The sequence below is a fragment of the Marinoscillum sp. genome, from assembly GCF_965229915.1.
In the GTDB taxonomy this organism is placed as follows: domain Bacteria; phylum Bacteroidota; class Bacteroidia; order Cytophagales; family Cyclobacteriaceae; genus Marinoscillum.
The window spans coordinates 2,564,865-2,590,554 of record NZ_CBDDJZ010000001.1 but is presented as its reverse complement, the minus strand read 5'-3'; the positions used below and the strand labels follow the sequence as shown (position 1 = coordinate 2,590,554).

Here is a 25,690-nt window from a genome sequence, read left to right as displayed (position 1 = left end):
CTCCTTCGTTGAATCAACTTTGCGCTTATTTAGAATTAATTTAAATAAGCAAACTAGCAATGAATCAGATCAAAGGGATCAAACAATATGTAGTACTTCTGGTGGCCGCTCTATTGAGTGCATGCAATGATGCGGAAGATCCGGAGGTAGTAATGGAAGTACCAGCAACCTATGAATTTACCCGAAACGGCGAGTCTACAGTCAGCTTTTCAGGACAGACTGCCAGACTAGATATGTTAGCTGAGCTGAAGGCTTACATTGGTACCGCCAATGATGGAGCCGAACTTTCAGAAGCCACTCTATTAGATATGTTTGCCAATCAGAATGACCCTTTCGCTAGCACGGAGCTAAATGAAAGCGGCAAACAAGTGGAGAATAAAACTTTCCTGGCTGACGTCACTTTTTTCAAGGATATCTTGTCATCTGCTGCTGCGGCGAGCATGTCAGTAGAACCAGCTACCCAAGGCCAGGCTGGTTTGATTGCTCGAAGTTCAGACAGATTTATCCTCGTAGATGAGAAAGGCTGGGAATACACGCAGCTGATGGAGAAAGGTCTGATGGGAGCCACTTTCTTAAACCAGATTTACAATGAATACCTAACAGATGCCAAAATTGGTAATGATGTGGAGAACACTGAGCTTTCCGATGGGGCAAACTATACGGCGATGGAACATCATTGGGATGAAGCCTTTGGCTACTGGGGTGTCAATGTGGAGTTTGACGAAGATGGTGAAAACCGTTTTTGGGGCAACTATACGTATGGTCGGGAAGCCTACCTAGGCAGTGCGGCTATACTCAAGGATGCCTTTCTCAAGGGACGAACTGCCATTGTCAACAAAGCCTATGACATTAAAGACGAGCAACGTGAAATCATTTATGAGCAGTTTGAACTGATTGCAGCTGCCACGGCCATTCACTACATCAACGAAGGTCTTACGGATCTCAGTAATGGGGAAATTGGCAGTCTGTTTCACCATGCTTCAGAGGGATATGGTTTTGCACTATCCCTGAAATATAGTCCAAACAGGCAGATTACATCAGAGGACCTGGATCAGGTATTAAACAGTGGCTTTGGCACGGATGGAGATTTTTGGACAATTTCTGCTGAAAGCTTCAATAATGCAAAAGAGATCCTTGTTACATCGTACCCTTCATTGGCCGAATTTGCCGACGACCTATAAACACTCTTTCAAAACGATAATTGGCCTAAGCAGATAAAATGAGAAAGCTATTCACTCTACTCTTCCTCCCAGTGATGATTAGTTCATGTTCTTCTGATGGAGACCTACTTGGCAAGATAAATGATTTCGATCAGGGACCGATGTTGGAAAACCTTGGGAATAACCTCATTTTACCTGCTTACCAAAACCTTAAGGAGACGGCAGAAGCACTAAATACAAGCATTCAGGCTTTGGCTGCTGACCCTTCAGTAGTCAATCTCGCCTCAGCCAGAACTAACTTGAAGGAAGCGCGTCTAGCGTGGCAATATTGCAGTCCTTATCAGTTTGGTCCTGCGGAAACCTACGCACTTTCTGGTGTGCTGAATATTTACCCGATAGACCTCAACCAGATCGAAAGAAATCTGAAAGAAGGAACTTACGACCTCAGCACACTCAGCAATGCCGACGCGAGAGGATTTCAAACATTGGGATATTTTATATATTCGTCAGAGATGACCGATGAAGAACTGGTCAGTGCATTCACCTCACAGCAGCTTGAGTATGTAAAAGCCGTATCCAGTCAGATAGCAGCTGCTGCCAGTGCTGTTTATACTGCCTGGACTGCCGAGGGTGGCAACTACATTGGCACATTTACAAGTGAGGATTCCTATGGAGTAAATGTGGGCAGTTCTGTTGGGAAGTTGGTGAACGCCATGAATCTGAATTTTGAGCGAAATACGAGAGATGGCAAAATTGGCATCCCCGCTGGTGTACGTTCGCTCGGAGAACCAATCTTAACAGCCACAGAGGCTTATTATGCAGGCTATTCCGTGGAGTTGTTCGAGGCTAATATGGATGCTTATTATCAGCTGTACAAAGGAGGTGATGATGTAGGTATAGAAGAGTACTTGAAAGCCATCGAAGCAACGACCACATCCAATGAAGATCTTTCGGAAAAGATTGATTCACAGTTCCAGGTGATTCAGGGTGTCTCACTCAATGACCCACTCACAGACCAAATCACCAATGACATAGGTCCGGTGCTTCAGGTATTTGCCGAAATGCAACGGCTCATTGTGATGTTCAAAACGGACATGGCATCCAGTATGGGAGTGGTTATCACCTATCAGGACAATGACGGGGACTAGCGCCTATAGTACCATACTATTTGATCGACTGATCCACAGAAAGGTTACCATTGCTCCGTTGGTAACCTTTCGGATTTTATTTGGGATGCTAATGTTAGCATCCACCATTCGTTTTTGGGCTAAAGGCTGGATCCATGATCTTTACGTTGCGCCTAAGTTCTATTTTCCTTTTATCGACAGTATTCGTCCATTACCAGAGATAGGCATGTATGGAGTATTCGCAGGAATGGTCCTCTGCTCTTTGTTGATTGTGCTAGGCCTGGCCTATCGGGTGAGCAGCATCTCCTTTCTTGTACTCTTCACCTATGTGGAGCTGCTGGACAAGACCAACTACCTCAACCATTACTACTTCGTCAGCCTCATAGCTTTCCTCATGTGTTGGTTGCCAGCGCATCGAGATTTTTCTCTGGATGTCAAATTTGGTTGGACCAAACCACTAGTGGAGGTGCCAATTGCATTCCTTAACATCCTTCGGTTCCAAATGGGAGTACTCTATTTCTTTGCAGGCATTGCCAAGATGAATGCGACGTGGCTATTGGAAGCACAACCGTTGAAAATGTGGCTCTCCGCCAATGTTTATCAACCTGTAATCGGTTGGGTATTTCAGTACAAGCTGACTGCATACATCTTTAGCTGGTTTGGAATGGTATATGACACCACCATCCCATTCTTTTTAGCCTGGAACAAGACTCGTGGGATCGCTTATCTGCTGGTGATAGCATTTCATTTAATGACCTGGTGGCTTTTCCCAATTGGGATGTTTCCATTCATCATGATCGTGATAACAACCATTTTCTTCAGTCCAGAATTCCACGAAGGCCTATTGAACAAACTGAAACGAGTATTCCATTGGAAGCGGAGATCAGTGGTTACGTCAGAGTTAAAACTAGGTGTCAAATGGGTATTCACTATATTCATTGTGATCCAACTGCTACTTCCCTTTAGGCATCTGATGTATCCGGGCAACTTATTCTGGACCGAGCAAGGCTATCGGTTTTCCTGGCGAGTGATGCTCATGGAAAAGGCTGGGCAGGCCACGTTCTATGTTCAGAATAAAGGTTCGGATAAGCGCACGATGGTTGCTAACTATGAGTATCTAACGCCGCAGCAGGAGAAGATGATGTCCACTCAGCCGGATATGATGGTGCAGTATGCCAAAATGTTGGAAGAAGAATTTCAGCAACAAGGAATGACCGATCCCGTGATCACTGCCGATGTGTATGTGACGCTGAATGGGCAGCCGAATAAACGATTTATTGATCCCATGGTAGATCTAACAGAAGTGAAGAATGACTGGAGAACGAAAGACTGGATTCTGGACTATGAATAAATGCCTTTGGACCATCGTGCTGCTAGTGCTAGGCAATGTGTTGTTCGCTCAGTCCATCTCAGGAACGTTAGTGGATGTACAAGGCCAGCCTGTTCAGGGAATGGTGTTTCTAGATGGCACTGGCTTAAAGGCGGAATCCAACGAACAAGGTTTTTACCGCTTTACCAAGGTGAAAGCCGGAAACTACAAAGTTGTGGCTTTTGTGCCAGGCTACAAGACAGCTTACAAGGAAATAGAGGTAGCCAGTGACGATCTCAAGGTTGGCTTCACTCTGTCAGAGCTGGAGACGGAACTAGATGAAGTAACCATCAGTGATAGCCGCTCAGAGGACTTGGGAATAGGATGGCTGGAATCAGTTTCGGGATCTGCCATTTATGAGGCCAAGAAGACTGAGTTGATCGAAGTAGACCGCATCATTGGCAACAAGGCAGCCAATGTGGGTCGGCAGGTGTACTCTCGAGTTCCAGGGTTGAACATTTGGGAGAATGACGGAGCTGGAATCAATCTGGGAATCGGTGGACGCGGCTTGAATCCTAACCGAACTTCTAATTTCAATGTCCGGCAAAACGGCTATGACATTTCAGCAGATGCATTGGGATATCCAGAGAGCTACTACACCCCACCTGTTCAAGCACTCGACCGAATAGAACTCGTGCGCGGCGCAGCTGGCTTGCAGTATGGAACGCAGTTTGGTGGCATGCTCAACTTTGATTTCAAAGAAGGTCCCGCTGACAAGAAGCTGGCATTTTTATTCAATCAAACGTTTGGATCCTTCGGGTTGTACAATGCCTTCCAAAGTGTGGGCGGGACCGTAGGCAAATTCAATTATTACACCTTTTATCAGTACAAACGCAGCAAAGGCTGGCGACCCAACTCGCAGCAAGACCAGCACAACTTTTTTGCTTCAGTGAAGTACAGCTTCACTCCCTTTGTGGATGTAAAGCTTGAGCATACCTACATGACCTATCAGGCGCAGCAACCTGGGGGACTGACCGATCTGGAGTTTTACCAGGACCCAACTCAGTCCAAGCGTGCACGCAATTGGTTTGATGTAGGCTGGAACTTGACAGCTATGGAATGGAACTACCGCGTTTCATCGAGGCTCAAATTCAATAACCGAACGTTTCATCTCTCTGCTAACCGATATGCTGTTGGCAATCTTGGTCGAATAGACCGGCCGGATGTGGAAGATGAAAACCGAAACTTGCTAAAAGACGATTATAACAACTGGGGAAATGAGTTTCGGGTGATTTACCACTATCCACTCTTGGGTCAGCGATCTGTACTGCTCGTGGGTAACCGGCTGTATAGTGGTCGCACACTCCGAGAACAGGGAGAAGGGTCTAATGGCTCTGGAGCCGATTTTACCTTCGTCAATCCTGGTGAACCTGATGATTCGGATTTTGAGTTTCCCAGTAGCAATCTTGCCTTCTTTGCAGAAAACATCTGGAACATCACACCAAAACTGAGTGTCACTCCGGGACTCCGTTATGAGTATATCGATACAGAAGCCATTGGCTACTACTACGATCGACGAGAAGACTTAGCCGGCAATGTTTTGTACGAAGAGCGGATCAATGAAGACAAAGGAAAGGTCAGAAGTTTTGCGTTGGTCGGGCTTGGTGTAAGTTATAAACACATTGAGGTCTTGGAGCTGTATGCTAACTTTTCGCAGAACTTCCGTGCCATCAATTTCAATGACATCCGAGTAGACAATCCATCGCTAGAAGTGGACGAAAACATAGATGATGAGCGCGGCTTCAATATAGACCTGGGAATCCGTGGAGCAAAACAGGGTAAGTTTAGATACGATATTTCTGCCTTCTTCTTGTCTTACAGAGATCGAATAGGAAGTGTGTTGCGTACAGAACCCGATCCACGATTCAATAACCTGGTAGACCGGACCTTCCGATACCGAACCAATATTGCCGATGCGGCGATTGTTGGACTCGAAAACTTCATAGAGACGGATATCATCAAATGGATCAAGCCTACTAGTGAGACGTCACTGACTACTTTTCTGAACCTGGCCGTGATTTATTCGCGCTACATCAGCAATCAGGAACAGGGGATCGAGGGAAATGAAGTAGAGTTGGTACCTCCTATTAATATCAAGACAGGCTTGACCTATCGCAGGGGCAATTTGGGTATCTCTTACCTATACACTTATGTGGCCGAGCACTTCTCAGACGCCTCCAATGCCGATAGCACACCACCAGTCCCAACTGCTGTAGAGGGGATTATTCCATCCTATTATGTGATGGACTTGTCCATGAACTATACCATACGGTTCTTGAAAGTTGAAGCGGGTATTAACAATCTCACAGATCAGAGCTACTTCACCCGGCGTGCTGCAGGATATCCCGGTCCGGGGATCATTCCGGCCAAGCCTAGAAACGTTTACATTGGCGTAGAATTCCAGTTTTAGAGGTCGCTGATGTAGTTGATAGTGACGATCAGGTCCGCCTCTTTTTGCAAGTCAATTCGATTGTCGATTAAGTAATCTTTGATGGTGTTCTTCTGGTCAGGAAAAAGCTTGGCAAACTTACCGTATGCTTTAGGCACTTTGATCAGCTCTCCATTTTGCCGCAGGTAGAACTTTGCGGATTCTTTGTATTCGTCATTGGGGCTGGCTGATTTGTAAGCACCTTCGTTTCTTGCGGGGATAAACGTGACTTTTCTTTGTTTGAGTAGTCGTAAGGATTCATTGGTAACTAGCACCTGTAAAAACACCGCCTCATCATCCAGTTGGGTTTTGATGAACTCTAGTTTCGATCCATCGGTAGTCAAGTCAAAGCTGCTGATGCGGTCTTTAGGAAAGTAGATTTCAGAGGTTGTTTTCTTGAGAATGAGTTCATTTTGATAGAGATCCAGCTTCAACTGAAGGTTTTTCAGTACCTGATCATCTTCCAACTTTACACTACCAGCAGCCCAGTCATCACTGAGGTACGGAGAGCCAACAGTAGTTGAAGAAATGTTGTTGTAGGTGTAAACCATCTGGTAATTATTTGCCTGACCGATTTCCTGCAGGTTTTCCTGCATGAAAGCCTGACCTTGCTGCGCTTGTGCCAGGCAACCAATTGTACAACTAATCACGGTGAAGCTGTATTTTATGAGCTCTTTCATAGTTTTCTCAAATTATCGAATCATGTTATCCAGCTTTTCAAAAGTAATGACGAGATCTCTTTGACTGCTTAAGTCAATGTTTTGATTTTTCAGATAGCTTTTTACCGCCTTTTCCTCTCCCGGAAACAGCTTGCTGAATCTGCCTTTTGATGATGGCAGTTTGATTAACTCTCCCGCTCTGTCCATGTAAAATTTGGCAGACTGGCGGTACTCGTCATTTGGATTACCTGATTTGAAGGTTTGGTCGTACTGATCTGCATCGATGAAGGTCACCTCAGTAATTTTTAACAGATCGAATTTTTCAGACCGATAAAGCAGCTCTCCGTAGACCGTTTCATTTCCCATTTCCACTGGAATGAAATTCACCTGTTGACCATTCAGGGTTAAACTGAATGCTTCCAGGTTGGCTTTAGGCACGGCAATGCTCTTCCCGTTTTTCTCTACGTAGAGTTCTTTCTTATAGAAGTCCAAAACCAACAACAGGTCATCAATTTTCCCTTCGTCTTTTAGAGTGACTGAGCCCTTCGCCCACTCTTCGGCTAAAAAAGGTGAACCTGAATACTTGGAGACCGCATAGCCACGATTGTTGAAAAGTATCCCCGAGTTATTTACTCTGGACAAATCCTGTACATCTCCACCAACGATGGTACTTTCCTGTGCGGTTGCCATCCATGTGAGCATCATTCCTAATCCAAAAAATAGTTTGTTCATAGTTGATTAGTTTTCAAAAGTTCCAGCCTTATTATAAAAATCCCAAACGACGATTCCCAAACTTACAGCAATATTTAACGAATGTTTTGTTCCGAACTGCGGTATTTCTAATACAACATCTGACTCAGCCACTACCCTGTCATTCACTCCAAAGACTTCATTACCAAACACGAATGCGTATTTTTGATCGGGCTTAGGTAGAAAAGTATCCAGCATGGTACTCATATCAGCTTGCTCTACGGCTACAATCTGATATCCATGCTGTTTGAGTTCTTCTATAACGTCTAAAATATCTCTGTGATGCTCCCAGGCAACCGTTTCTGTGGCTCCCAGAGCAGTTTTATTAATATCCCGATGAGGTGGAGTCGCAGTAATTCCACACAAATGGATTTTCTCTACTCGAAAAGCATCAGCGGTACGAAAGGCACTTCCCACGTTGTTCATGCTACGGATGTCGTCCAAGATGATGCAGGCATTAAGTTTCTCACTCTCAGCAAATGCTTCAGGTTTCAATCTGCCCAGCTCTTCGTTTTTTAGTTTTCGCATGCGCTCGTCTTTCTTTAATATTGTGACCAATTTCACGTCAAAACTACCACCAATTCTCCACGATGGCCAAAGCAAAAAAAAGTGCGGAAACTCCCCTGATGAAACAGTACAATGCCATCAAGGCTAAGTATCCTGGCGCCTTGCTACTGTTTAGAGTAGGAGATTTTTACGAGACCTTTGGAGAAGATGCAGTGAAGGCCAGTAAGGTGTTGGACATAGTGCTGACCAAACGCGCCAATGGTTCTGCCTCACACATCGAACTGGCGGGATTCCCACACCATTCACTGGATGCGTATTTGCCTCGTCTGGTAAGGGCTGGTAATCGGGTGGCCATCTGTGATCAGCTGGAAGATCCCAAGTCGGTCAAAGGGATAGTGAAGCGAGGCGTTACTGAGTTGGTCACTCCTGGCCTGTCCATGAATGACAATGTGCTGGAGCAGCGCCGAAACAACTTCCTGGCGTCCATTCACTATGGTGAAAAAGGCTGTGGCGTTTCCTTTCTGGATCTGAGCACGGGTGAGTTTTTGGTGGCCGAGGGCACCATTGATTATGTGGAGAAACTTATCCAGGGCTTCCAGCCATCGGAGATCATTTACTCGAAGGGAGAGCGTGAGAAGTTTGAGAAAGCTTTTGGCAATAACTACATTAACTTCCACCTGGAGGACTGGATCTTCAGCATCGAGTATGGCTATGAAAAGCTCACCCGTCATTTCAATACCAACAACCTAAAGGGCTATGGCGTAGAAGAAATGAAGCTGGGCGTCATTGCTGCCGGAGCGATCTTGTTTTACCTGGAGGAAACGGAGCACCGGGAGGTCAAACACATCGGACAGCTATCGCGAATCGATGAGCAGCAGTATGTATGGTTGGATAAGTTTACCATCAGGAATCTGGAATTGATCCATCCAAGCCAATCCGATGGTACTGCACTGATAGACATCATGGACAACACACAGACCCCTATGGGGAGTCGGCTGCTGCGCAAATGGATGGTGCTACCACTCAAGAACAAAGAACAGATCGAACGCCGACTGGCCACTGTGGAGGCGTTTATGAATGAGGAGGAGTTGCTCAATGAAGTCAATGTTTACCTGAAACAAATTGGTGATCTGGAGCGATTGATTTCTAAAGTGGCAACCGCCCGGATCAACCCACGAGAACTTGGCCAGCTGAAGAAAAGTCTGAACCAAATCAGGCCGATCAAAGAAGAACTAAGAAAGTCTGAGAATGCCGTTTTTGCACAGTACCTGGATCAACTAAACGAGTGTGAAGCGCTTCTCGAAAATGTGGATGCTTCGCTAAAAGATGATGCACCGATAAACGCCACCCAGGGAAACATTATCAAAGATGGAGTGAATGAGGAACTGGACGAGCTGAGAAAGCTGGCCTTTTCTGGCAAGGACTACCTAAAAGGAATTCAGGAGCGAGAGACGGAGCGCACAGGTATTTCCTCTTTGAAAATCGCCTACAACAAGGTGTTTGGCTACTACCTGGAGGTAACCAATGCACACAAAGACAAGGTGCCTGGTGATTGGATCCGAAAGCAGACGTTGGTGAATGCAGAGCGCTACATCACCGAGGAGTTGAAAGTTTATGAGGAGAAAATCCTCAATGCAGAAAGCCAGATTTTTGTCATCGAGCAGAAGCTTTATCAGGAGTTGGTCTCGTTTGCAGCAGAATACATCGAGGTGATTCAGCAGAATGCCCGCACCATTGCATCCTTAGACTGTCTGACTTCTTTTGCCTACCTGGCCAAGCGCAACAGTTACATCAAGCCAAACATTACTGAGGAATTTTCACTCGATATCAAAGAAGGCAGACATCCAGTGATCGAGCAGAACATGCCACCCGAGGAGGACTACATCCCCAATGATGTGTACCTGGATGATGAAAGCCAGCAGATCATGATCATCACCGGACCGAATATGGCCGGTAAGTCGGCATTACTAAGACAGACAGCATTGATCGTTTTGATGGCTCAAATGGGCTGCTTCGTTCCAGCAGGTTATGCCCGAGTCGGGTTGGTGGATAAAGTGTTTACCAGAGTGGGTGCTTCGGATAACTTGTCTCGAGGAGAGTCTACTTTTATGGTGGAGATGACTGAGACCGCCAGCATTCTCAACAACCTGAGCAATCGCTCTCTGGTACTGATGGATGAAATCGGCCGGGGAACGAGTACCTATGATGGAATCAGCATTGCCTGGTCTATTGTAGAGTATTTGCACAATCACGAAAGTTACAAGGCCAAAACCCTTTTTGCTACGCACTATCACGAGCTCAATGAATTGACAAATGATCTGCCGCGTGTGAAAAATTTCAATGTGGCAGTAAAAGAACTGGACAACAAGATCATCTTTGTCAGGAAGCTACAGCCAGGAGGAAGTGAGCACAGCTTTGGTATCCATGTGGCTCAGCTGGCCGGTATGCCCAATCAGGTGGTGATTCGTGCCAATACCATATTAAAGCATCTGGAAGCTGATAAGCTTTCTGAGAGTGAAAAGGAAAAACTGGCAGAGGTGCCTAGTAGCCAGTTTCAGCTCAACTTGTTTGAAAGTGATCCTCGCTTTGAGCAAGTGATGAAGCTACTTCGTGGTATCGATATTAATACCATTTCTCCAGTGGAAGCTTTGCTGAAGGTAAATGAAATGAAGGAAATCTTGAAAAGCAAAGGCTAGAGATGTCTGCATCAATCTGATGGAAATAATACCGAATCGGGTAAAATCTGAATTCCTTCGGGTAATCTTTTATATTCGTTAGCATTGGTTTGCAAGTCTTCCATGTCTTCAGAGGGACCGTGAACTTCTATATGAGTGTCAGTTATGTGATGGATCATTAGGTGTTGATTTTCGCTTGTAGTAATCAGCGATTGCTTGCTATCAGAGTCATATTTTCGGTCTAGTTCATAGAAATTATCATAAATACTATCCTTTACAGAATAGAAATACTGTACCGTATTGATTTTATTTTTACCTATTGGAACCAATCCGATCGAAAAATAGAGGGACGTATCTTCTGTGTGTTGATAGGATCCATATAGAAAATGAATTCGTTGCGCTTCTTCTTGATGACATGAAAAGGCTGTCATTAGAACTGAGATCAGGAGTGGTATCAAAGTTTTCAAATTACTCACGATTAAATTGGACGTATATTCGTGTAGACTCGGAGCAGTTCATCGTATTCATCTATGGAGTTTGGACTCGTAGAATACCATCCATTACCATCTCCATGTTGTCCCCAATTCATACTCCAACTGCTGTAGCTATAATAGCTGCATACATTATTATGACATTGTTCATAAGAGGTCTGTTGGAAACCATCAGCCAACCAAATGTGCCAATTGTTTCCAACAGGACTGGTAGCACCACTAAAAATGACAGGAATCTGATTCTCAAGGTCATTTTGTACATCAAAGAATCGATCTGATAACTTCCCTTTACCATCGTGGGAGTATCCAAAGAAATCTAGCCCATCACCAATATTAGCGGGATAAGTGGCAGTTTCACAACCAAATACACCTCCATAATCGGAGCTCATAACATTGCCTGCTATTCTTATCAACATTGCACTACTTCTGAATCCAACCGTATTGTTACTACAACCACCTGCAAACCTCGGCATATTTGCACAGTCGGTAAATGCCGTTTGTCCATTGAAAGACATATTCATTACTGGAAATTCGTGGTAACGGAGTAACATTCCAATGGCTACTGGTCCACACCCTGCCGCAATCCTGTCACAATCATCGCAGTTACTTTTAGCTGGTAAATAAAAATTGAATGAAAAATCTTGACCCCACCTAGCCAAAGCATCAACAAAGCGGGTAGTTGCTACACTACTGTAGTAATTACAGTTATCCGGATTACATCCAGTTGGTTCAATGATTAGATCGGCCGCTCCACCTTTAGGATTAACCGAAGAAAGCTTTTTCCAAACACCTCCGATTTCGACTCTTTGCTTTTCATTTTTATTTTTGATTTTCTTAATGTTATTTCCGTAGATTTTTAAAAAATATCAGGACCTCTCAATGAAGATCCTATCCAATCATTGTCTTCTGAGTAGGCTAGAATTGGTTGTTCTCTTGAATCAGCTGACATTATACAGAAACCAGATTTGTACTGGATAACATATAGAAGTGGTTTTTGGGAAATGGAATCTCTGATTATCTCAAGATTTTTAACCTGTTTTAATATTTTTTGCTTTCCAAAATATTCAGCTCGAAGGTCAAAATGGTTTTGAGCTATGCGTATCGCATGATTTTGGGCTACCTCATAACCGTGTTCCTTTTGATTTTCAGGAGAATAGTATCTTTTCAAGCGAATTTGCGATTGATTCTGGAGTTTCTATCTCGATTCCTGGAATCTTTTCTTCATTACAGGCACCCAAAAACATAATAATACAGCCAAAGATGATTTGGGAATGTTTAGTTAATCTCATTTTTGTTTTTTGTGAACGGAATTAAATTCCAATTTAACGTTAATTTAGAAGAGCAAAAAATTACATTAACTGAAAAAATGCTATCTGGTCAGTATATGCCATTGAAAAGGTAGTTCTATTGATTAAATTGTGAATGAGATGAAAGAAATCTTGAAGAGCAAGGGGTGAATTCCCTCAAACCAACTTTTCAGGATAATGCCGAATCTGAGCATTAAAAGCACTCGATGACTGTAGACTTGCCCTAGTGTTGGCGCAGGAAGGTAAACCTCCGTGATTGGAAAAAAGAAGCCTTCTCGTCAATGGACAGTCAATTGAGACTTTAGTTGATTGATGGTTGAGTTGATGGTATTTAATCTGCTCAAAGCCTCAGCAGTATTCTCTTCTATGGCTCGTTCGCTAAGTCTGCGATGTATTCTTTGGGCGATTTGAAGTTCTCTCAAACGGTCTGAGTGGTCTGGTTGATAATCCATGTTCTATTTTTTTAAGACACATACGAACCAAAGATTATCCATGGATTTTTGAGTAGTGAAATTAATTCCAACCAGATCTGCGGTTGCCGCAGTTTAGAGCCTCTTCGTATTGTGAAATGATGCTATTGACCACCGTCAGATTTGGTAGGTAATGAGCATTCTGTCTGCAGAGTTTTTCCAAATGAGCCTTTACTTTAATGGCACATACTTTGGCCATTTCCAGTTCATCTGGTTGCAATTCGAGCATGAGCAACTCATGGTCATAGTTGATGGGATTGTTTAAGTTCATGGTTGAGGGCTTTAAAAACATTCGGTTAAAAAATTGCAACGAATCTATATAATATTTCAAAAAATGAAAATCTGTTGATGAAATATATCATGTAATTTGCTAATTACATAATATTATTCTACCCAAGTAATAGTCTTTCTGACTAAAAGCCTATTTTCTTCGATAAAGGTAAAGTTGCTGTTTTGCATGCTCATTGAACTCACTGGCCGTATATAAGGAACCTTCTGAGGCAAAAGTGACCGCTTCTCCTTGTGGCTCCACCGTGTAAGGTATTCGTGAATCAGGTCCGTTGACAAATCGCTCTACGAAAGGCTCATTGCTGGCTGACCAGTAAAACATGGAGTTGTAGTTTTTGAGCACCACTGCACCGGATTCATCCATATCTCCGGCCGTGAACATGCGGAGGTCCACTTGACCTTTCGGGGTGATGTTGATGCTATCACCGGCGCTAAATTCAAACGAATAGATCATGCAAGAATCATCCCGCTTGGAGACGATGACTAATTTACCTGATAGGTAATCATACATCAATGTTTCCGCATCTCTTGGTCCGTTACTATACGAAAGTGTCATTTCTAACCAGTCTTTCACCACCACTGAATCTTCAGACATCCTTAAAGGCTCTTCCAGCATGTAGATTTTGGTGGAAGGTCTCACTGCGCGGTTGTCTCCAATATCAGCGATGTAAAGGTGTTCGCCATCGGAAGTAATGTCTTCCCAGTCATAATTTTCCGCTCCCTGGAGGTAAACGGTCATGCGGAGTGTACCTGAAGTGTCTATCAGGTAGAGTGAGGGCTGACCCTGGCTATCATTGTGTGTCCACAGATGATGCGCGTTTTTGAGACTGTACTCTAGTCCGGATATTTCCAATAGTCGCTGGTCAGTGATGGACCCAACTGCCAGTCCACTTTCATAAGTGCTGGTATTAATTGGGTAATTGCTATCTCGAGGGTCTTTGTTGGACTGGCATGCTACAAGTGCACCCAGCAGGATAAGTTGCCAAAATCTCATGGAATACTGTTTGATCGTGAAAAAGTAAACGATCTTCTCTATACGCTGGTGGTTGGCAAAATAATAAATCTTTTTGAAGATGACTTATGACCTGATGTTAACCTTTCGAGATGAATAATTCCGTGAGTTCCTCTTTGTGTTTTCTGGATATAGGCACTTTTTTTCCATTGATGATGGCGTTTTGACCGTTAATTGCCTGTACTCTGTTGATATTGACCAGATAAGATCGATGTGTTCTTACAAGGTTGGAATGATTGACTTCATCGAGCAGACCCTCTAGCGAACTGCGATGGATGTATTTTTTGGATTCTGTATAGATCTCCAGGTAGATGTTATCAGATTTCACATACAGCACATCATCTATTTGAATTTTGACGGTCATGTCATGATCTCGAATGGTCACGGATTGGCCACTGGGTTTTTGCCTGGCCTTGATCACCTCAATAGTCGCATGAAGATCGCCCTTGGTAAATGGTTTCAAGATGTATGCAGCAGGTTCGGTGCTGGCCGCTTGGTTGATCGTTTTGGGGTCTGAATAGGACGTGAGGTAGATGAATGGTTTTCGGAAATCTTCCTTGATTAGCTGTCCTAAATCCAATCCATTTTTTTCATCACTCAAATTAATATCTAAGATCACCAAATCGAGATCTGGTCCGTTTTCCAGATGTTGTACGGCTTCTTTGTAGTTTTTGGCCGTAGCCACCACCGAGTAGCCAAGCTCCATCAGCATCTCTCGCAGCATCTCGGCGATCATGAGTTCATCTTCTACTATGAGGATTTTGAAAAGCTTCTTCATTTGGGAATAGAAAGTCTAAATATTTTGTCCGAATAAGTCAGTTCCGCATCAGTCTGGCGAAGAAGTATACTGATTATTTTAAAGCCAAAGCCTTTAGAGTTTTCTGGATGGAAACCTTCGTTCAGTCCCTGGCCATTGTCAGCATATTCTAATTTAATACAATCTATGGTTTCATGTACTTGAATGTACACATGTCCTTGCTCCACTTTGTGAAAGGCATATTTATAAGAATTGGTGATCAGTTCATTTAAGATCAAGCCGATAAAAATACATAGCCTCATGTCTAGTTTCAAGCCTGCTGATTCAATCTCAAGTTTCACTTTATTTTCCGTATCGAAGAGGGTATGCAGCTCACCAAAGAGTTCATTGATAAATGATTTGAAGTCCACTTCACTTGTATTGTCGACATCATAGAGGTTTTGATGAACGAGAGCCATTGTTTGTATTCTGGCCTGACATTCATCCAATACCATTTTAACCTCTGCACTCGTGCTCGCGTTGGCTCTCAGATACAAAAGTCCCTTCAAAAAGGTCAGGTTGTTTTTCACTCGATGATGGACCTCTTGTCTCAGTAGCTCTTTCTCATGTAGTTGTTTCACTACCTGCTCTTTTTCAACTTGCAGTTCCTGCGTACGATCCCGGACTTGTTGCTCTAGCTGTATCTTGGCCTCTTTTAAGCTTCTTTCGCGCCATTTGACAATCAGTCCTATGCCAATACCACTGATGATTACGACTAACATGATAAACCATGTCTGGAGGTAAAACGGCCTGTGGATAATAACGGGTATTCTAATGGTTTCTGCTGATCGGTTGGCCGTCCCCTTTCCAGTCAGCACCAGAGTATACTCACCATACGGTAGTGATCGAACGCTGATTTCAGGCTTGTCACTATAGCTCCACTGGGGATCAAAGTTTTCAATTCTATAAGCATATTGGAGCTTTTCACTTTGGTAGTCAATGATGGAGTAAGTCACCTGAAACCCCAAATCAGATGGGTAAATGTGAAATACACTATCCTGATCCAGGAATTCACGAATGCTATTTTCGAATGAACCATCTTCACGGGATTGTTTATTGAAAGCAGTAATGTAGATTTTTGAAGGATTAGAGTTCTGCAGAAAGTCTTTGGGATCTAACATGTTGATCCCATTGATCCCCCCGAAGAACAGCTTCCCGTTCGGTGCCTGATAGTGCGAAATGGTGTTGCACTCATTATGTGCCAGCCCATCGGATTCAAAGTAGCTATTGATCTCAAAACTTCCAGGCATGATTTGCATGATCCCATTGGCACTACTGGCCCACAGGAACCCAAAGTCATCCTGGTAGATCCCATAGGTTTCATTGTGCGTAAGACCATCTTTGGTAGTCCACTGTCGGAAGGAGTTATCGCTTAAGTCCAGTTTTATAATCCCGCCTCCTTTGGATGCCATCCAGAGAATATCTGATTCAAATTCGTTGATATGAGCAATGTGGTCATGTGGGATGAAGCGATTAGTAGCACCCTTACTGTGATAACGGTCCACAATTTTTTGCTCCTGGGTATTCAGTAGATAAATACCCGAAGTAGTGGCCAGCCAGAGTGTATCTCCACGCTCATGAATGTGGTAAACAGTTGAGGCACTCAACTCTGAAAACGCTGGATCAATCGCCAAAACCTGTAGGCTATCCACATCATTGAGATAAGAAATTCCGGATCCATGGCCGATCCATAATTGGCCTTGACTATCCCGATGAATGGCCCACTGCATGTTCGGGTATGGATCTCTTTGTTCTGTTTCTACTGCATAATAGTAATCCTGGTGTATCCTGTTTGTGGGTTCAAACCAGGAGAGCCGAAACCCTTCATCGGTAAACCATAGTTTTTGGTCAGAGTCTAGCCAAAAAGCATGACGCTTTCGCTCATCCAGTGGGTCATAGAGGTTTCGTCTTTTCGTGTAATATTCCGTCCCGGATATGATGGGTTTCTTCTCACCAGTTTCAAGGTGGATCGCAAAGGTGTGACCCAATCCGTTAGTATAGAGTGTGTCACCAATGACTACCATACCACGCGTGTTGTAACTCTGTGTGCCATAAGAGTCTCCATCAGTGAGAAAGGTTCTAAAATTGGACTGAGTGAGTGTGTATGAGAATATTTTGCCGCCCTGCTTGTCCCAAAAATTCCCTGCTTCGTCGATCCAGCTAGTGGGAGCATAAGGATCGTACACTTCATCATTTTGGGCTATAGCAAGCAATTCTCCCTCCAAAGTATAGACTTCCAAGGTTTGAGAAGTGTAAGATTCAATCCATACTCGATTATTATAAATATCTACTCCAAGTACTCGATAAGAAACGGGTGATTCGGCAGGTAGAAAGAAGAGTGGTTGGGTATCAGCGAAAACCAGGCTGTTAAATCCCAGATCCCGATCAAATGAGCTGGATAAAATTCGCCCGTCGGCATCAATGCCAAGCCAGTAGTGGTATCCAGGCCGTGGTAGTTCTTTTTTGATCGCACCTGAGTGATCCAGCTTGATCACTTTGGACCTACCAATAATCCAGATGTGCTCTCCTCGTATAAATACTCTATCGATAGATTCATCATGCTGGTATAGAAAGGACAACTTCAGGGAGTCACCACCACCTACATACACTTCATGATCTAAAGTCGTCAGTAAAATGTCGCCAGCTTCATGGGAGTCTGATATGAGTTTGATAGCTGTTTGTTTGAAGGGAAGTTCATAACCCAGGTAGGTCTCCAGCGAGGTACTCTGGTTAACCCGCGGATCGAAAATACTTAATTCAATGACCTGATTGTTGGGGGGAATACTATGCGCGATCCAGAGATTACCTCGAGCATCTTCGTTGATTTCGCCTACCTGACTATGTAACAAGTGTCCATCTTCTTGTGTAAAGGAGGTCAGCTGGTGCCCATCATATCGATTCAAACCATTTGCCGTACTAAACCAGGTAAATCCTCTGCTATCACGAAATACATCCTGAATTCTCCTGTCCGCCAGTCCATTTTCAACGCTAATGACTTTTTTAGTAATTACATATTCCTGAGCTGAACAGGGCGTCCAACCGCATAAAATGATCACCAGGAAAGCACTCTTCGTTACGAACTTCATTCGGGAAACTTCACTTGCTCTTTGCTCATGAAAAGATGCTTAAAGAAATGCATAATCTCCTAAAGTTCTTAGGTAATGACGGTTTATTCATCGACCAATCCTTTATAATTCTTCGGTAAAATACCTACCCTATTTTGGGTAGATCAGCATCAAGACCATGTCAAACTCATACAAAAAATGGTCAAACTCAACATTTTTTGTATCCGAAACATTTCAAAAGCTAGATTTCAGGTGACTTAATTCGACTTCATCTCAAGTTATGATCTGTTCATAAGATTTATCAGTACCGATTCGCGTGATGGGTCGATAAGAAACGAATAACCGTTTTTGGAATCATTAGATTAAAACCAACCCAATTAATATGGAACGTTTAAAACTCTTTCTTACCGCTGCAGTGTGGACCATAACCACTACCATCTTGGCACAATCTACCTGGAATCAACTGGGTGATGATATTGATGGAAGTAGTGGCGATGGTCTTGGGTCGGCTATAGCCATGTCTGCCGATGGTACAATTGTCGCAATTGGCGCCTCCAGTGCCGATAATACAGGTGTAGTGCGGGTTTATGAAAAATCAGGAGCGAATTGGAATCAGATAGGGACAGATATTTCGGGAGACGAAATGAATGATAGCTTCGGGCTTTCTGTGAGTCTAAGTGATGATGGTTCTGTGGTGGCTATAGGAGCCAATACCAGCGATATCTTTGATGATTTTGCTGCTTCAGGATATGTGAAGGTTTATGAACGAAGTGGCGATACATGGGTACTAAAAGGATCAAAGTTGATCGCATCAAATTCAGGAGAGTTTTTTGGGCAATCAGTGAGTTTGTCATCAGATGGTGAAGTACTGGCTGTTGGCGCACCCGGATATAATGGAGCAGGTTCCTTTAGAGGTGTCACAAGAGTTTATAAGTGGACAGGTACGAGCTGGTCACAAATTGGTGCGGATGTCGAAGGAACTTTCGATTCTGAGAATTCAGGCACTTCTGTTAGTTTACAAGTGTCTGATACTGATAGTTTATTAGTAGTAGGATCTCCAGCTTATGAGACCACTACCAGTGCCTTCGATAATGCTGGGAGGGTGTTGATCTACCAGTATTCTGAAGGAAGCTGGGGAGGTTCCTGGTCTTCACCCGATGTACTCATTGGTCAACCCCACGATTATTTCGGCTGGTCGGTTAGCTTAAGTGCGGACCAGAATCGAATCGCCGTGGGTGCACCACAGGATTTGTTCGCTTCTGACAATTACTATGGCATAGCCAAAATATTTGAATATGATGGCTCGGATTGGTTGCAAATGGGCGACAGCATTCCATCCCTGGAGGGAGATGGTTCTCAGGTGGATGGAGACGAATTTGGTAAGGCCGTAAGACTTTCGAGTGATGGAAGCTATGCAATTATCGGTGCTCCGCTTCAGGAAGCAACTGTTTCTCCAAATGGGCGCGTTGAAATTTACAATTGGTCAGGCACTGCATGGGAAATAGTGGGCGATTCCATTCCAGGTGATGATTCGAATGATGGATTTGGAAGTGCCGTAGCAATATCAGCGGATGGTTTGACTATTGCGGCTACTAGTACTATTCATAATAGCGGTGCTGGTCAAGCCGGAATGTTTAGTTATGGTCCTCGTGATAATACCGCTCCTGTGATTACAGCTTCTCAGAGCTACAATGTCAATGAAGACGCTGAGAACCTAACGGTAGTGGGCACAGTGGCTGCGGTGGACGCTGAGTCAGATAATCTGGTCAACTGGACGATCGCTTCCGGAAATGATGATGGTGTATTCGCGATTGGTACTTCTTCTGGCGAAATCACCGTAGCTGATAATGCCACGCTTGATTTTGAGAACTCTACCAGCTACACGCTCACACTAACTGTAGGCGATGGAATAGCCACCTCGGCGGAAGAAACTATTACGATATCTGTAAATGATGTGAATGACATAAGTCCGGTTATTACTGCTTCTCAAACTTTTGGTGTTTCAGAGGATGCTGAAAATCTGACTGTTATTGGTTCGGTAGTGGCGACAGATGGGGATGCGAACACCTCCTTTAGCAACTGGATGATCACAGCTGGAAATGATGATGGTCTGTTTGATATCAATGCCACTTCTGGCGAAATCACTGTCGCTGATAATACCACGCTTGATTTCGAAATTAACTCCAGTTATACACTTACGCTTACTGTAAGTGATGGTGTGGCCACTTCTGCAGAAGAAACAATTGAAATAACTGTAATAGACATCAATGACAATTTGCCTGTAATCACGGCCTCTCAAAGTTTTACTATAGCCGAAGATGCTGTCAACCTGACCAGTCTGGGAACGTTAGAGGCCACAGATGACGATTCCAATACGACATTTAGTGGCTGGTCGATCACCTCTGGTAATGGAGACGGTGTCTTTGCGGTAAATGCAGTCACAGGTGAACTTACAGTCACCGACAATACCAACCTTGATTTTGAAACATCAACCAGTTATACGCTTACATTGACGGTAAGTGATGGGACGAATACCTCTGATCCGGAGATTGTTTCAGTTATGGTAACCAATGTTAACGAGGACCCCTACTTTACGTCTAGTCCTATTACAGCTGTAGATGACAATGAAATTTATAATTATGTAATACTTAAGGAAGACCCTGATGGAGATGAATTATCGTTATCCTCATCAGCACTACCTGAATGGCTATCTTTGGATTTAGGGGGTGTTATTACAAGCACTCAGGTTGGTGCAGAAATGGGTGTGTCAAGACCATTTGGGTTAGCTGTTGATGATTCAGGCAACCTATACTACGCAGGTTTATTTCAAAGCCGAATCTATAAAATAAGCTCTGAAGGAGAACATACTGTATTTGCAGGCTCTGGTGATCCCGGGAGTCAGGACGGTCAGGGGACTTCAGCATCCTTTGATGGACCTACAGACGTTACTGTGGATGCTTCCAACAACGTATATGTAATAGAGACTGTTGGCAATAGGCTTAGAAAAATTACACCTGCGGGAGAGGTTACAACAGTTGCAACAGGTTTTGACGGACCAATAGGGATAGTCTGTGATGCTGCGGGGAATGTATACGTTTCAGACGGCAACACCAACCGAATCCTAAAGGTGACTCCAGGCGGAGTAGTGAGTACATTGGCGGGATCAGGGGCTACAGCGAGTGTTGATGGGACTGGGACAGGGGCCAGTTTTAATATTCCGTATGGTTTGGGGATAGATGGATTAGGTAATATTCTTGTCACTGAAAAAGGGGGCAATCGCATACGAAAAGTCACTCCTGAAGGAGTGGTGACCACATTGGCTGGTTCAGGACAGCCAGGTTATTTGGATGGATCACCTGAAACAGCCCGTTTCAATTGGCCGAGCGATGTTTCGGTGAGTGCATCAGGTATGATCTATGTTACAGATCGGATGAATCACCGTATTCGGACCATCTCTCCTCAGGGAGTAGTTGGCACTTTGGCGGGATCAGCAACGGCAGGAAATATTAATGGTGTAGGAGAAGAGGCGAGCTTCAATGAACCAGAGGGAATCGCAATTGATGCATCTGGTGCTTTGTTTATTTCAGACAATCGAAATAGCAGTATTCGAAGAACTTCTATTAATGAAGCTGAACTCACTGGGGACCCGGCTGGTCAGTCAGGTGATTTTGCAATAACATTAACTCTTAATGATGGAAACGGAGGTACTGCAAATCAAAGTTTTACAATTACGGTAACGGACCTTACTGCTCCAAGTCTTTCATCTGAAAGTGCAGTGACTTTTGAGGAGAATGCAACCGTGGCAGCCTATTTGGTGGTAACCGATGATCCTGAAGCTACCATTGCGCTTGGCACAACCAAAGATGAAGCTTTTTTCTTATTGCAGGGAAATGAAATTAGTTTCGTCACTGCACCTGATTTCGAAACACCTCAAGATGCTGATCAAGACAATACGTATCTGATTGATCTGGTTGCAATGGATGCAGCCGGTAACGTTGCTACATTTGAAATAAGTATTACTGTGACAGACGCTGATGAAACAGCACCATCTATCACATCAGAGTTGGCCGTTGATTTCGTAGAAGATGGCACAGGAGTAGCCTACACTGCTACGGCAGATGAAGAAGTGACCTTCACGCTTGGTACCGATAAAGATGAAGCGTTGTTTAGCCTGGCCAATGGCAATGAAATCAGTTTTCTGACCATTCCTGATTTTGAGACTCCACTAGATAGTGATGGTGATAATATTTTCAAGTTGGATCTGACCGCTACTGATAATGTGGGGCTGACTAGCACGGTTGAAATTGCAGTGTCCATTACGGATCGCTTTGATTACAGCGGAGGGAATGGAACAGCAGAATCACCCTACCTAATAACCGCAGAGAGTGAGCTACGTCATTTGAGTGTGTCTGAAGAGGACCTTGGTCTTCATTTCCGACAGATGAATGACATCAGTCTGGTTGGGGCTACTGCATTAAACATTCCTGATGGGAGTATTCTATCTGAGGAAGATCCTTTGGAGATTATGTTTTCAGGTATTTATGATGGTAACGGACATGTAATTTCAAACAATAGAAGTAGCACTGATCTAACTTTGACATCCATATTCTTATATACTTCAACCGAGGCTGTCATTGAACGCCTCGGCGTGGTAGACTTAAATAATTGCTATGGTGCTGGCTTAGTTTATTATAATTATGGAACAGTTAGAGAATGCTTTGTTACTGGTACCATTAATCCAGTTGCCAATTCCACTGTATACACTGGTGGCTTGGTAGGGACTAATCTGGGTACCATATCCAATAGTTATTCATTGGTATCTATGGATAATACACTTGAGGGAGCACAATTTGTTGGTGGCCTGGTTGGTGCAAATGCAGGAACGATTGAAAATTCGTACGCTGCAGGGGAGATACTGGATGCAGATTATATGGATTATATTGGTGCTCTAGTGGGTTATTCTGACGGAACGATCCGTAATTCCTTTTGGGATTCAGATGTCAGCGGCGTACCGGCAGGACTTGGTACCGCTAAAACAACGTTCGAGTTATTTAATCAAAGCACATTTGAAGATGTTGGTTGGGATTTCATAGGTGATCCTGACAATAACATTGATCCTGTTTGGATTATGGACAATGGAGTCGGATGCAGCGGGTACCCGCGCCTGTTTGCGCATCAACCAATTTGTCCTGCTGAGATTGGTGGAGAAAGCCTGTTGAGCTGGGAGGAAAACTCTTTTTCGTCAAGCACTTATACTTCCAGCCAGGAGGTAACCTGGGGCTTAGCTGGGACTGATGGGGATCTATTCTCAATCAACACGGAAGGAGTGTTGACTTTTAAGGCAACCCCTGATTTTGAAGATCCTCAGGATGCGGATAAGGATAATGTGTATTTGGTTGAGGTAGTTGCCACAGATAATACAGAAAGACAATCGGTTTTGAGTGTCACAATAACAGTAACTAATGTTGATGATACTGCACCATCTATCACATCAGAGTTGGCCGTTGATTTCGTAGAAGATGGCACAGGAGTAGCCTACACTGCTACGGCAGATGAAGAAGTGACCTTCACGCTTGGTACCGATAAAGATGAAGCGTTGTTTAGCCTGGCCAATGGCAATGAAATCAGTTTTCTGACCATTCCTGATTTTGAGACTCCACTAGATAGTGATGGTGATAATATTTTCAAGTTGGATCTGACCGCTACTGATAATGTGGGGCTGACTAGCACGGTTGAAATTGCAGTGTCCATTACGGATCGCTTTGATTACAGCGGAGGGAATGGAACAGCAGAATCACCCTACCTAATAACCGCAGAGAGTGAGCTACGTCATTTGAGTGTGTCTGAAGAGGACCTTGGTCTTCATTTCCGACAGATGAATGACATCAGTCTGGTTGGGGCTACTGCATTAAACATTCCTGATGGGAGTATTCTATCTGAGGAAGATCCTTTGGAGATTATGTTTTCAGGTATTTATGATGGTAACGGACATGTAATTTCAAACAATAGAAGTAGCACTGATCTAACTTTGACATCCATATTCTTATATACTTCAACCGAGGCTGTCATTGAACGCCTCGGCGTGGTAGACTTAAATAATTGCTATGGTGCTGGCTTAGTTTATTATAATTATGGAACAGTTAGAGAATGCTTTGTTACTGGTACCATTAATCCAGTTGCCAATTCCACTGTATACACTGGTGGCTTGGTAGGGACTAATCTGGGTACTATATCCAATAGTTATTCATTGGTATCTATGGATAATACACTTGAGGGAGCACAATTTGTTGGTGGCCTGGTTGGTGCAAATGCAGGAACGATTGAAAATTCGTACGCTGCAGGGGAGATACTGGATGCAGATTATATGGATTATATTGGTGCTCTAGTGGGTTATTCTGACGGAACGATCCGTAATTCCTTTTGGGATTCAGATGTTAATGACCAGGTACTTGTAGAGGCAGGTACTGCTAAAACAACTGTTGAAATGCAACGTCTAAAGACATTCATTGAGACAGGGTGGGACTTTACTGGAGAAACCATAAATGGAGAAAGTGAAGTTTGGCAAATGGATCAGGAGACGGGTTATCCTATCCACGCTTGGTTCAAAGAGCAAGACCCTGAAATCTTCATCGAGGGTGTAATAGTAGATGAAAATGACGAAGCATTTTCAGCAGGCTATGTGAGGGTAAGAGAAAATCAGAACACTGATCCATTAGATTTGCCACTGGAAGCAGATGGAACCTATTATGCCGATATACCGGCTAAAGAGTACTTTGTCTCGGTTATTCCTACGGCTTTGGATGATTATTTCCGCACTTATCTTGGCAATACCGTGCAGTCTTCTTCCTCAACCAAGCATACAGAAAATAGATCAGAGCAGAACATCAAGATGATTGCGAAAGCCCAGGAGAACCTGCTCAACGGAGAAGGTAAGATCAGCGGTGCGGTGATCGAAGGTGAGAATGGTGGTGGACGAATTGTTCAGGGGCGCATCCTGCAAGGCACGCCTATTGTAGGTGTCTCAGTCTTCCTGATTCGTACTTCAGATGAAAGGATCATGACCGAAGTGGTTACAGATGAAAACGGAGCGTTTGAGATCAATGGGATTCCGAATGGTGAATATCAACTGGTAGTTAATATAGATGGCGTTCCTGTTGATTTAGGTAATTCTACAGTCACCTTTGATGAAAATCAATCATCGCTGGACGTAACGGCTGTCGTGAGTGAAGAGGGTGTTTCTATTACTGTTTCTGTGGTAGAAGTACTCGGCGCTGAAGATGAAATTGAACTATCCGTTTACCCGAATCCGGCTACCAGTTTTGTCAACGTGCAGGTGACTGGTGAAGCTTCTATTCGCATCATGGATCTGAAAGGAACGGTCATTACCGAGCGATCATTTACCAATGAAATAGAGCTGAATGTAGAAACCCTAAAAGAGAGCATCTACCTGATGGAAATCCGAAATGCAGATGGGGTTTCTTTGAGGAAGCTGATTAAGAAGTAATTGATACTAAATCAGTACTCATTGTTTTTCTTTCCCTTTAGTCCCGATAGCTATCGGGAAGGGTAAAAAAGAAAAACTTGTA

17 protein-coding genes are annotated in these 25,690 nt (G+C 43.8%); 6 read left to right on the top strand and 11 right to left on the bottom strand.

Features of this window, described 5'->3' with window-relative positions:
- Positions 1–59 precede the first annotated feature (59 nt).
- From ACO067_RS11180 to ACO067_RS11165, 4 genes are read left to right on the top strand one after another with little or no spacing between them, the layout of a single operon-like run.
- Positions 60–1,181: a DUF4856 domain-containing protein gene (locus ACO067_RS11180; protein ID WP_421874062.1), complete on the top strand. Its 1,122-nt coding sequence runs from the start codon at positions 60–62 to the stop codon at positions 1,179–1,181.
- A 38-nt stretch (positions 1,182–1,219) separates the two neighbouring features.
- On the top strand, positions 1,220–2,308 hold the full coding sequence (locus tag ACO067_RS11175; RefSeq protein WP_421874060.1) for an imelysin family protein: 1,089 nt from the start codon (positions 1,220–1,222) through the stop codon (positions 2,306–2,308).
- Positions 2,295–3,638: an HTTM domain-containing protein gene (locus tag ACO067_RS11170; RefSeq protein ID WP_421874058.1), complete on the top strand. Its 1,344-nt coding sequence runs from the start codon at positions 2,295–2,297 to the stop codon at positions 3,636–3,638. The genes ACO067_RS11175 and ACO067_RS11170 overlap by 14 nt, the downstream gene beginning before the upstream one ends.
- Positions 3,598–6,066, top strand: coding sequence for a TonB-dependent receptor domain-containing protein (locus ACO067_RS11165; RefSeq protein ID WP_421874056.1), 2,469 nt, complete (start codon positions 3,598–3,600; stop codon positions 6,064–6,066). The genes ACO067_RS11170 and ACO067_RS11165 overlap by 41 nt, the downstream gene beginning before the upstream one ends.
- Here the strand turns inward: ACO067_RS11165 and ACO067_RS11160 are convergent.
- Genes ACO067_RS11160 through ACO067_RS11150 form a run of 3 tightly spaced genes read right to left on the bottom strand, consistent with a single transcriptional unit; the run spans position 6,063 to position 8,021 of the window.
- Positions 6,063–6,764: a hypothetical protein gene (locus ACO067_RS11160; RefSeq protein WP_421874054.1), complete on the bottom strand. Its 702-nt coding sequence runs from the start codon at positions 6,762–6,764 to the stop codon at positions 6,063–6,065. The two genes, ACO067_RS11165 and ACO067_RS11160, sit on opposite strands and share 4 nt — an antisense overlap.
- A 12-nt stretch (positions 6,765–6,776) precedes the next feature.
- Entirely contained in the window at positions 6,777–7,475 is a 699-nt protein-coding gene (locus tag ACO067_RS11155; protein ID WP_421874052.1) for a hypothetical protein, read from the bottom strand.
- A 6-nt stretch (positions 7,476–7,481) separates the two neighbouring features.
- Positions 7,482–8,021: an RNA methyltransferase gene (locus tag ACO067_RS11150; protein ID WP_421874050.1), complete on the bottom strand. Its 540-nt coding sequence runs from the start codon at positions 8,019–8,021 to the stop codon at positions 7,482–7,484.
- 62 nt (positions 8,022–8,083) lie between these two features.
- Here ACO067_RS11150 and mutS point away from each other — a divergent pair, with 62 nt between their 5' ends.
- Complete coding sequence (gene mutS / locus ACO067_RS11145) at positions 8,084–10,696, top strand: DNA mismatch repair protein MutS (protein WP_421874048.1); 2,613 nt, start codon at positions 8,084–8,086, stop codon at positions 10,694–10,696.
- An 11-nt stretch (positions 10,697–10,707) separates the two neighbouring features.
- Here the strand turns inward: mutS and ACO067_RS11140 are convergent, their stop codons facing one another.
- The 8 genes from ACO067_RS11140 to ACO067_RS11105 form a co-directional block, all read right to left on the bottom strand.
- Positions 10,708–11,106 carry a hypothetical protein gene (locus tag ACO067_RS11140; RefSeq protein ID WP_421874046.1) on the bottom strand — a complete coding sequence of 133 codons (399 nt, stop codon included), beginning with the start codon at positions 11,104–11,106 and terminating at the stop codon, positions 10,708–10,710.
- A gap of 47 nt (positions 11,107–11,153) precedes the next feature.
- Positions 11,154–11,825: a C10 family peptidase gene (locus ACO067_RS11135; RefSeq protein WP_421874044.1), complete on the bottom strand. Its 672-nt coding sequence runs from the start codon at positions 11,823–11,825 to the stop codon at positions 11,154–11,156.
- Positions 11,826–12,022: 197 nt separating this feature from the next.
- The gene (locus tag ACO067_RS11130; RefSeq protein ID WP_421874042.1) at positions 12,023–12,334 is read right to left on the bottom strand and encodes a Spi family protease inhibitor; all 312 of its coding nucleotides are present in this window, start codon (positions 12,332–12,334) and stop codon (positions 12,023–12,025) included.
- A 417-nt stretch (positions 12,335–12,751) separates the two neighbouring features.
- Entirely contained in the window at positions 12,752–12,925 is a 174-nt protein-coding gene (locus ACO067_RS11125; protein WP_421874040.1) for a hypothetical protein, read from the bottom strand.
- A 61-nt stretch (positions 12,926–12,986) separates the two neighbouring features.
- Positions 12,987–13,214, bottom strand: coding sequence for a hypothetical protein (locus tag ACO067_RS11120; RefSeq protein ID WP_421874038.1), 228 nt, complete (start codon positions 13,212–13,214; stop codon positions 12,987–12,989).
- Positions 13,215–13,364: 150 nt separating this feature from the next.
- Complete coding sequence (locus tag ACO067_RS11115; RefSeq protein WP_421874035.1) at positions 13,365–14,225, bottom strand: hypothetical protein; 861 nt, start codon at positions 14,223–14,225, stop codon at positions 13,365–13,367.
- A gap of 97 nt (positions 14,226–14,322) precedes the next feature.
- Positions 14,323–15,021, bottom strand: a complete 699-nt coding sequence (locus ACO067_RS11110) for a LytR/AlgR family response regulator transcription factor (protein ID WP_421874033.1) — start codon at positions 15,019–15,021, stop codon at positions 14,323–14,325.
- A complete protein-coding gene (locus ACO067_RS11105) occupies positions 15,018–18,125 on the bottom strand; it encodes a histidine kinase dimerization/phosphoacceptor domain -containing protein (protein WP_421874032.1) in 3,108 nt (1,035 codons plus the stop codon). Before ACO067_RS11105 ends, ACO067_RS11110 begins: the two co-directional genes overlap by 4 nt.
- Positions 18,126–18,486: 361 nt before the next feature.
- Between ACO067_RS11105 and ACO067_RS11100 the strand changes: the two genes are divergently transcribed.
- Entirely contained in the window at positions 18,487–25,608 is a 7,122-nt protein-coding gene (locus tag ACO067_RS11100) for a cadherin domain-containing protein (protein WP_421874030.1), read from the top strand.
- Positions 25,609–25,690 lie beyond the last annotated feature (82 nt).

What these genes read in the sequence shown, in the direction of transcription:
- ACO067_RS11180 (WP_421874062.1), top strand. Translation starts at nt 60, where the DNA reads ATGAATCAGATCAAAGGGATCAAACAATATGTAGTACTTCTGGTGGCC.
- ACO067_RS11175 (WP_421874060.1), top strand. Translation starts at nt 1,220, where the DNA reads ATGAGAAAGCTATTCACTCTACTCTTCCTCCCAGTGATGATTAGTTCA.
- ACO067_RS11170 (WP_421874058.1), top strand. Translation starts at nt 2,295, where the DNA reads ATGACGGGGACTAGCGCCTATAGTACCATACTATTTGATCGACTGATC.
- ACO067_RS11165 (WP_421874056.1), top strand. Translation starts at nt 3,598, where the DNA reads ATGACTGGAGAACGAAAGACTGGATTCTGGACTATGAATAAATGCCTT.
- ACO067_RS11160 (WP_421874054.1), bottom strand. Translation starts at nt 6,764, where the DNA reads ATGAAAGAGCTCATAAAATACAGCTTCACCGTGATTAGTTGTACAATT.
- ACO067_RS11155 (WP_421874052.1), bottom strand. Translation starts at nt 7,475, where the DNA reads ATGAACAAACTATTTTTTGGATTAGGAATGATGCTCACATGGATGGCA.
- ACO067_RS11150 (WP_421874050.1), bottom strand. Translation starts at nt 8,021, where the DNA reads ATGCGAAAACTAAAAAACGAAGAGCTGGGCAGATTGAAACCTGAAGCA.
- mutS (WP_421874048.1), top strand. Translation starts at nt 8,084, where the DNA reads ATGGCCAAAGCAAAAAAAAGTGCGGAAACTCCCCTGATGAAACAGTAC.
- ACO067_RS11140 (WP_421874046.1), bottom strand. Translation starts at nt 11,106, where the DNA reads ATGACAGCCTTTTCATGTCATCAAGAAGAAGCGCAACGAATTCATTTT.
- ACO067_RS11125 (WP_421874040.1), bottom strand. Translation starts at nt 12,925, where the DNA reads ATGGATTATCAACCAGACCACTCAGACCGTTTGAGAGAACTTCAAATC.
- ACO067_RS11120 (WP_421874038.1), bottom strand. Translation starts at nt 13,214, where the DNA reads ATGAACTTAAACAATCCCATCAACTATGACCATGAGTTGCTCATGCTC.
- ACO067_RS11115 (WP_421874035.1), bottom strand. Translation starts at nt 14,225, where the DNA reads ATGAGATTTTGGCAACTTATCCTGCTGGGTGCACTTGTAGCATGCCAG.
- ACO067_RS11110 (WP_421874033.1), bottom strand. Translation starts at nt 15,021, where the DNA reads ATGAAGAAGCTTTTCAAAATCCTCATAGTAGAAGATGAACTCATGATC.
- ACO067_RS11105 (WP_421874032.1), bottom strand. Translation starts at nt 18,125, where the DNA reads ATGAAGTTCGTAACGAAGAGTGCTTTCCTGGTGATCATTTTATGCGGT.
- ACO067_RS11100 (WP_421874030.1), top strand. Translation starts at nt 18,487, where the DNA reads ATGGAACGTTTAAAACTCTTTCTTACCGCTGCAGTGTGGACCATAACC.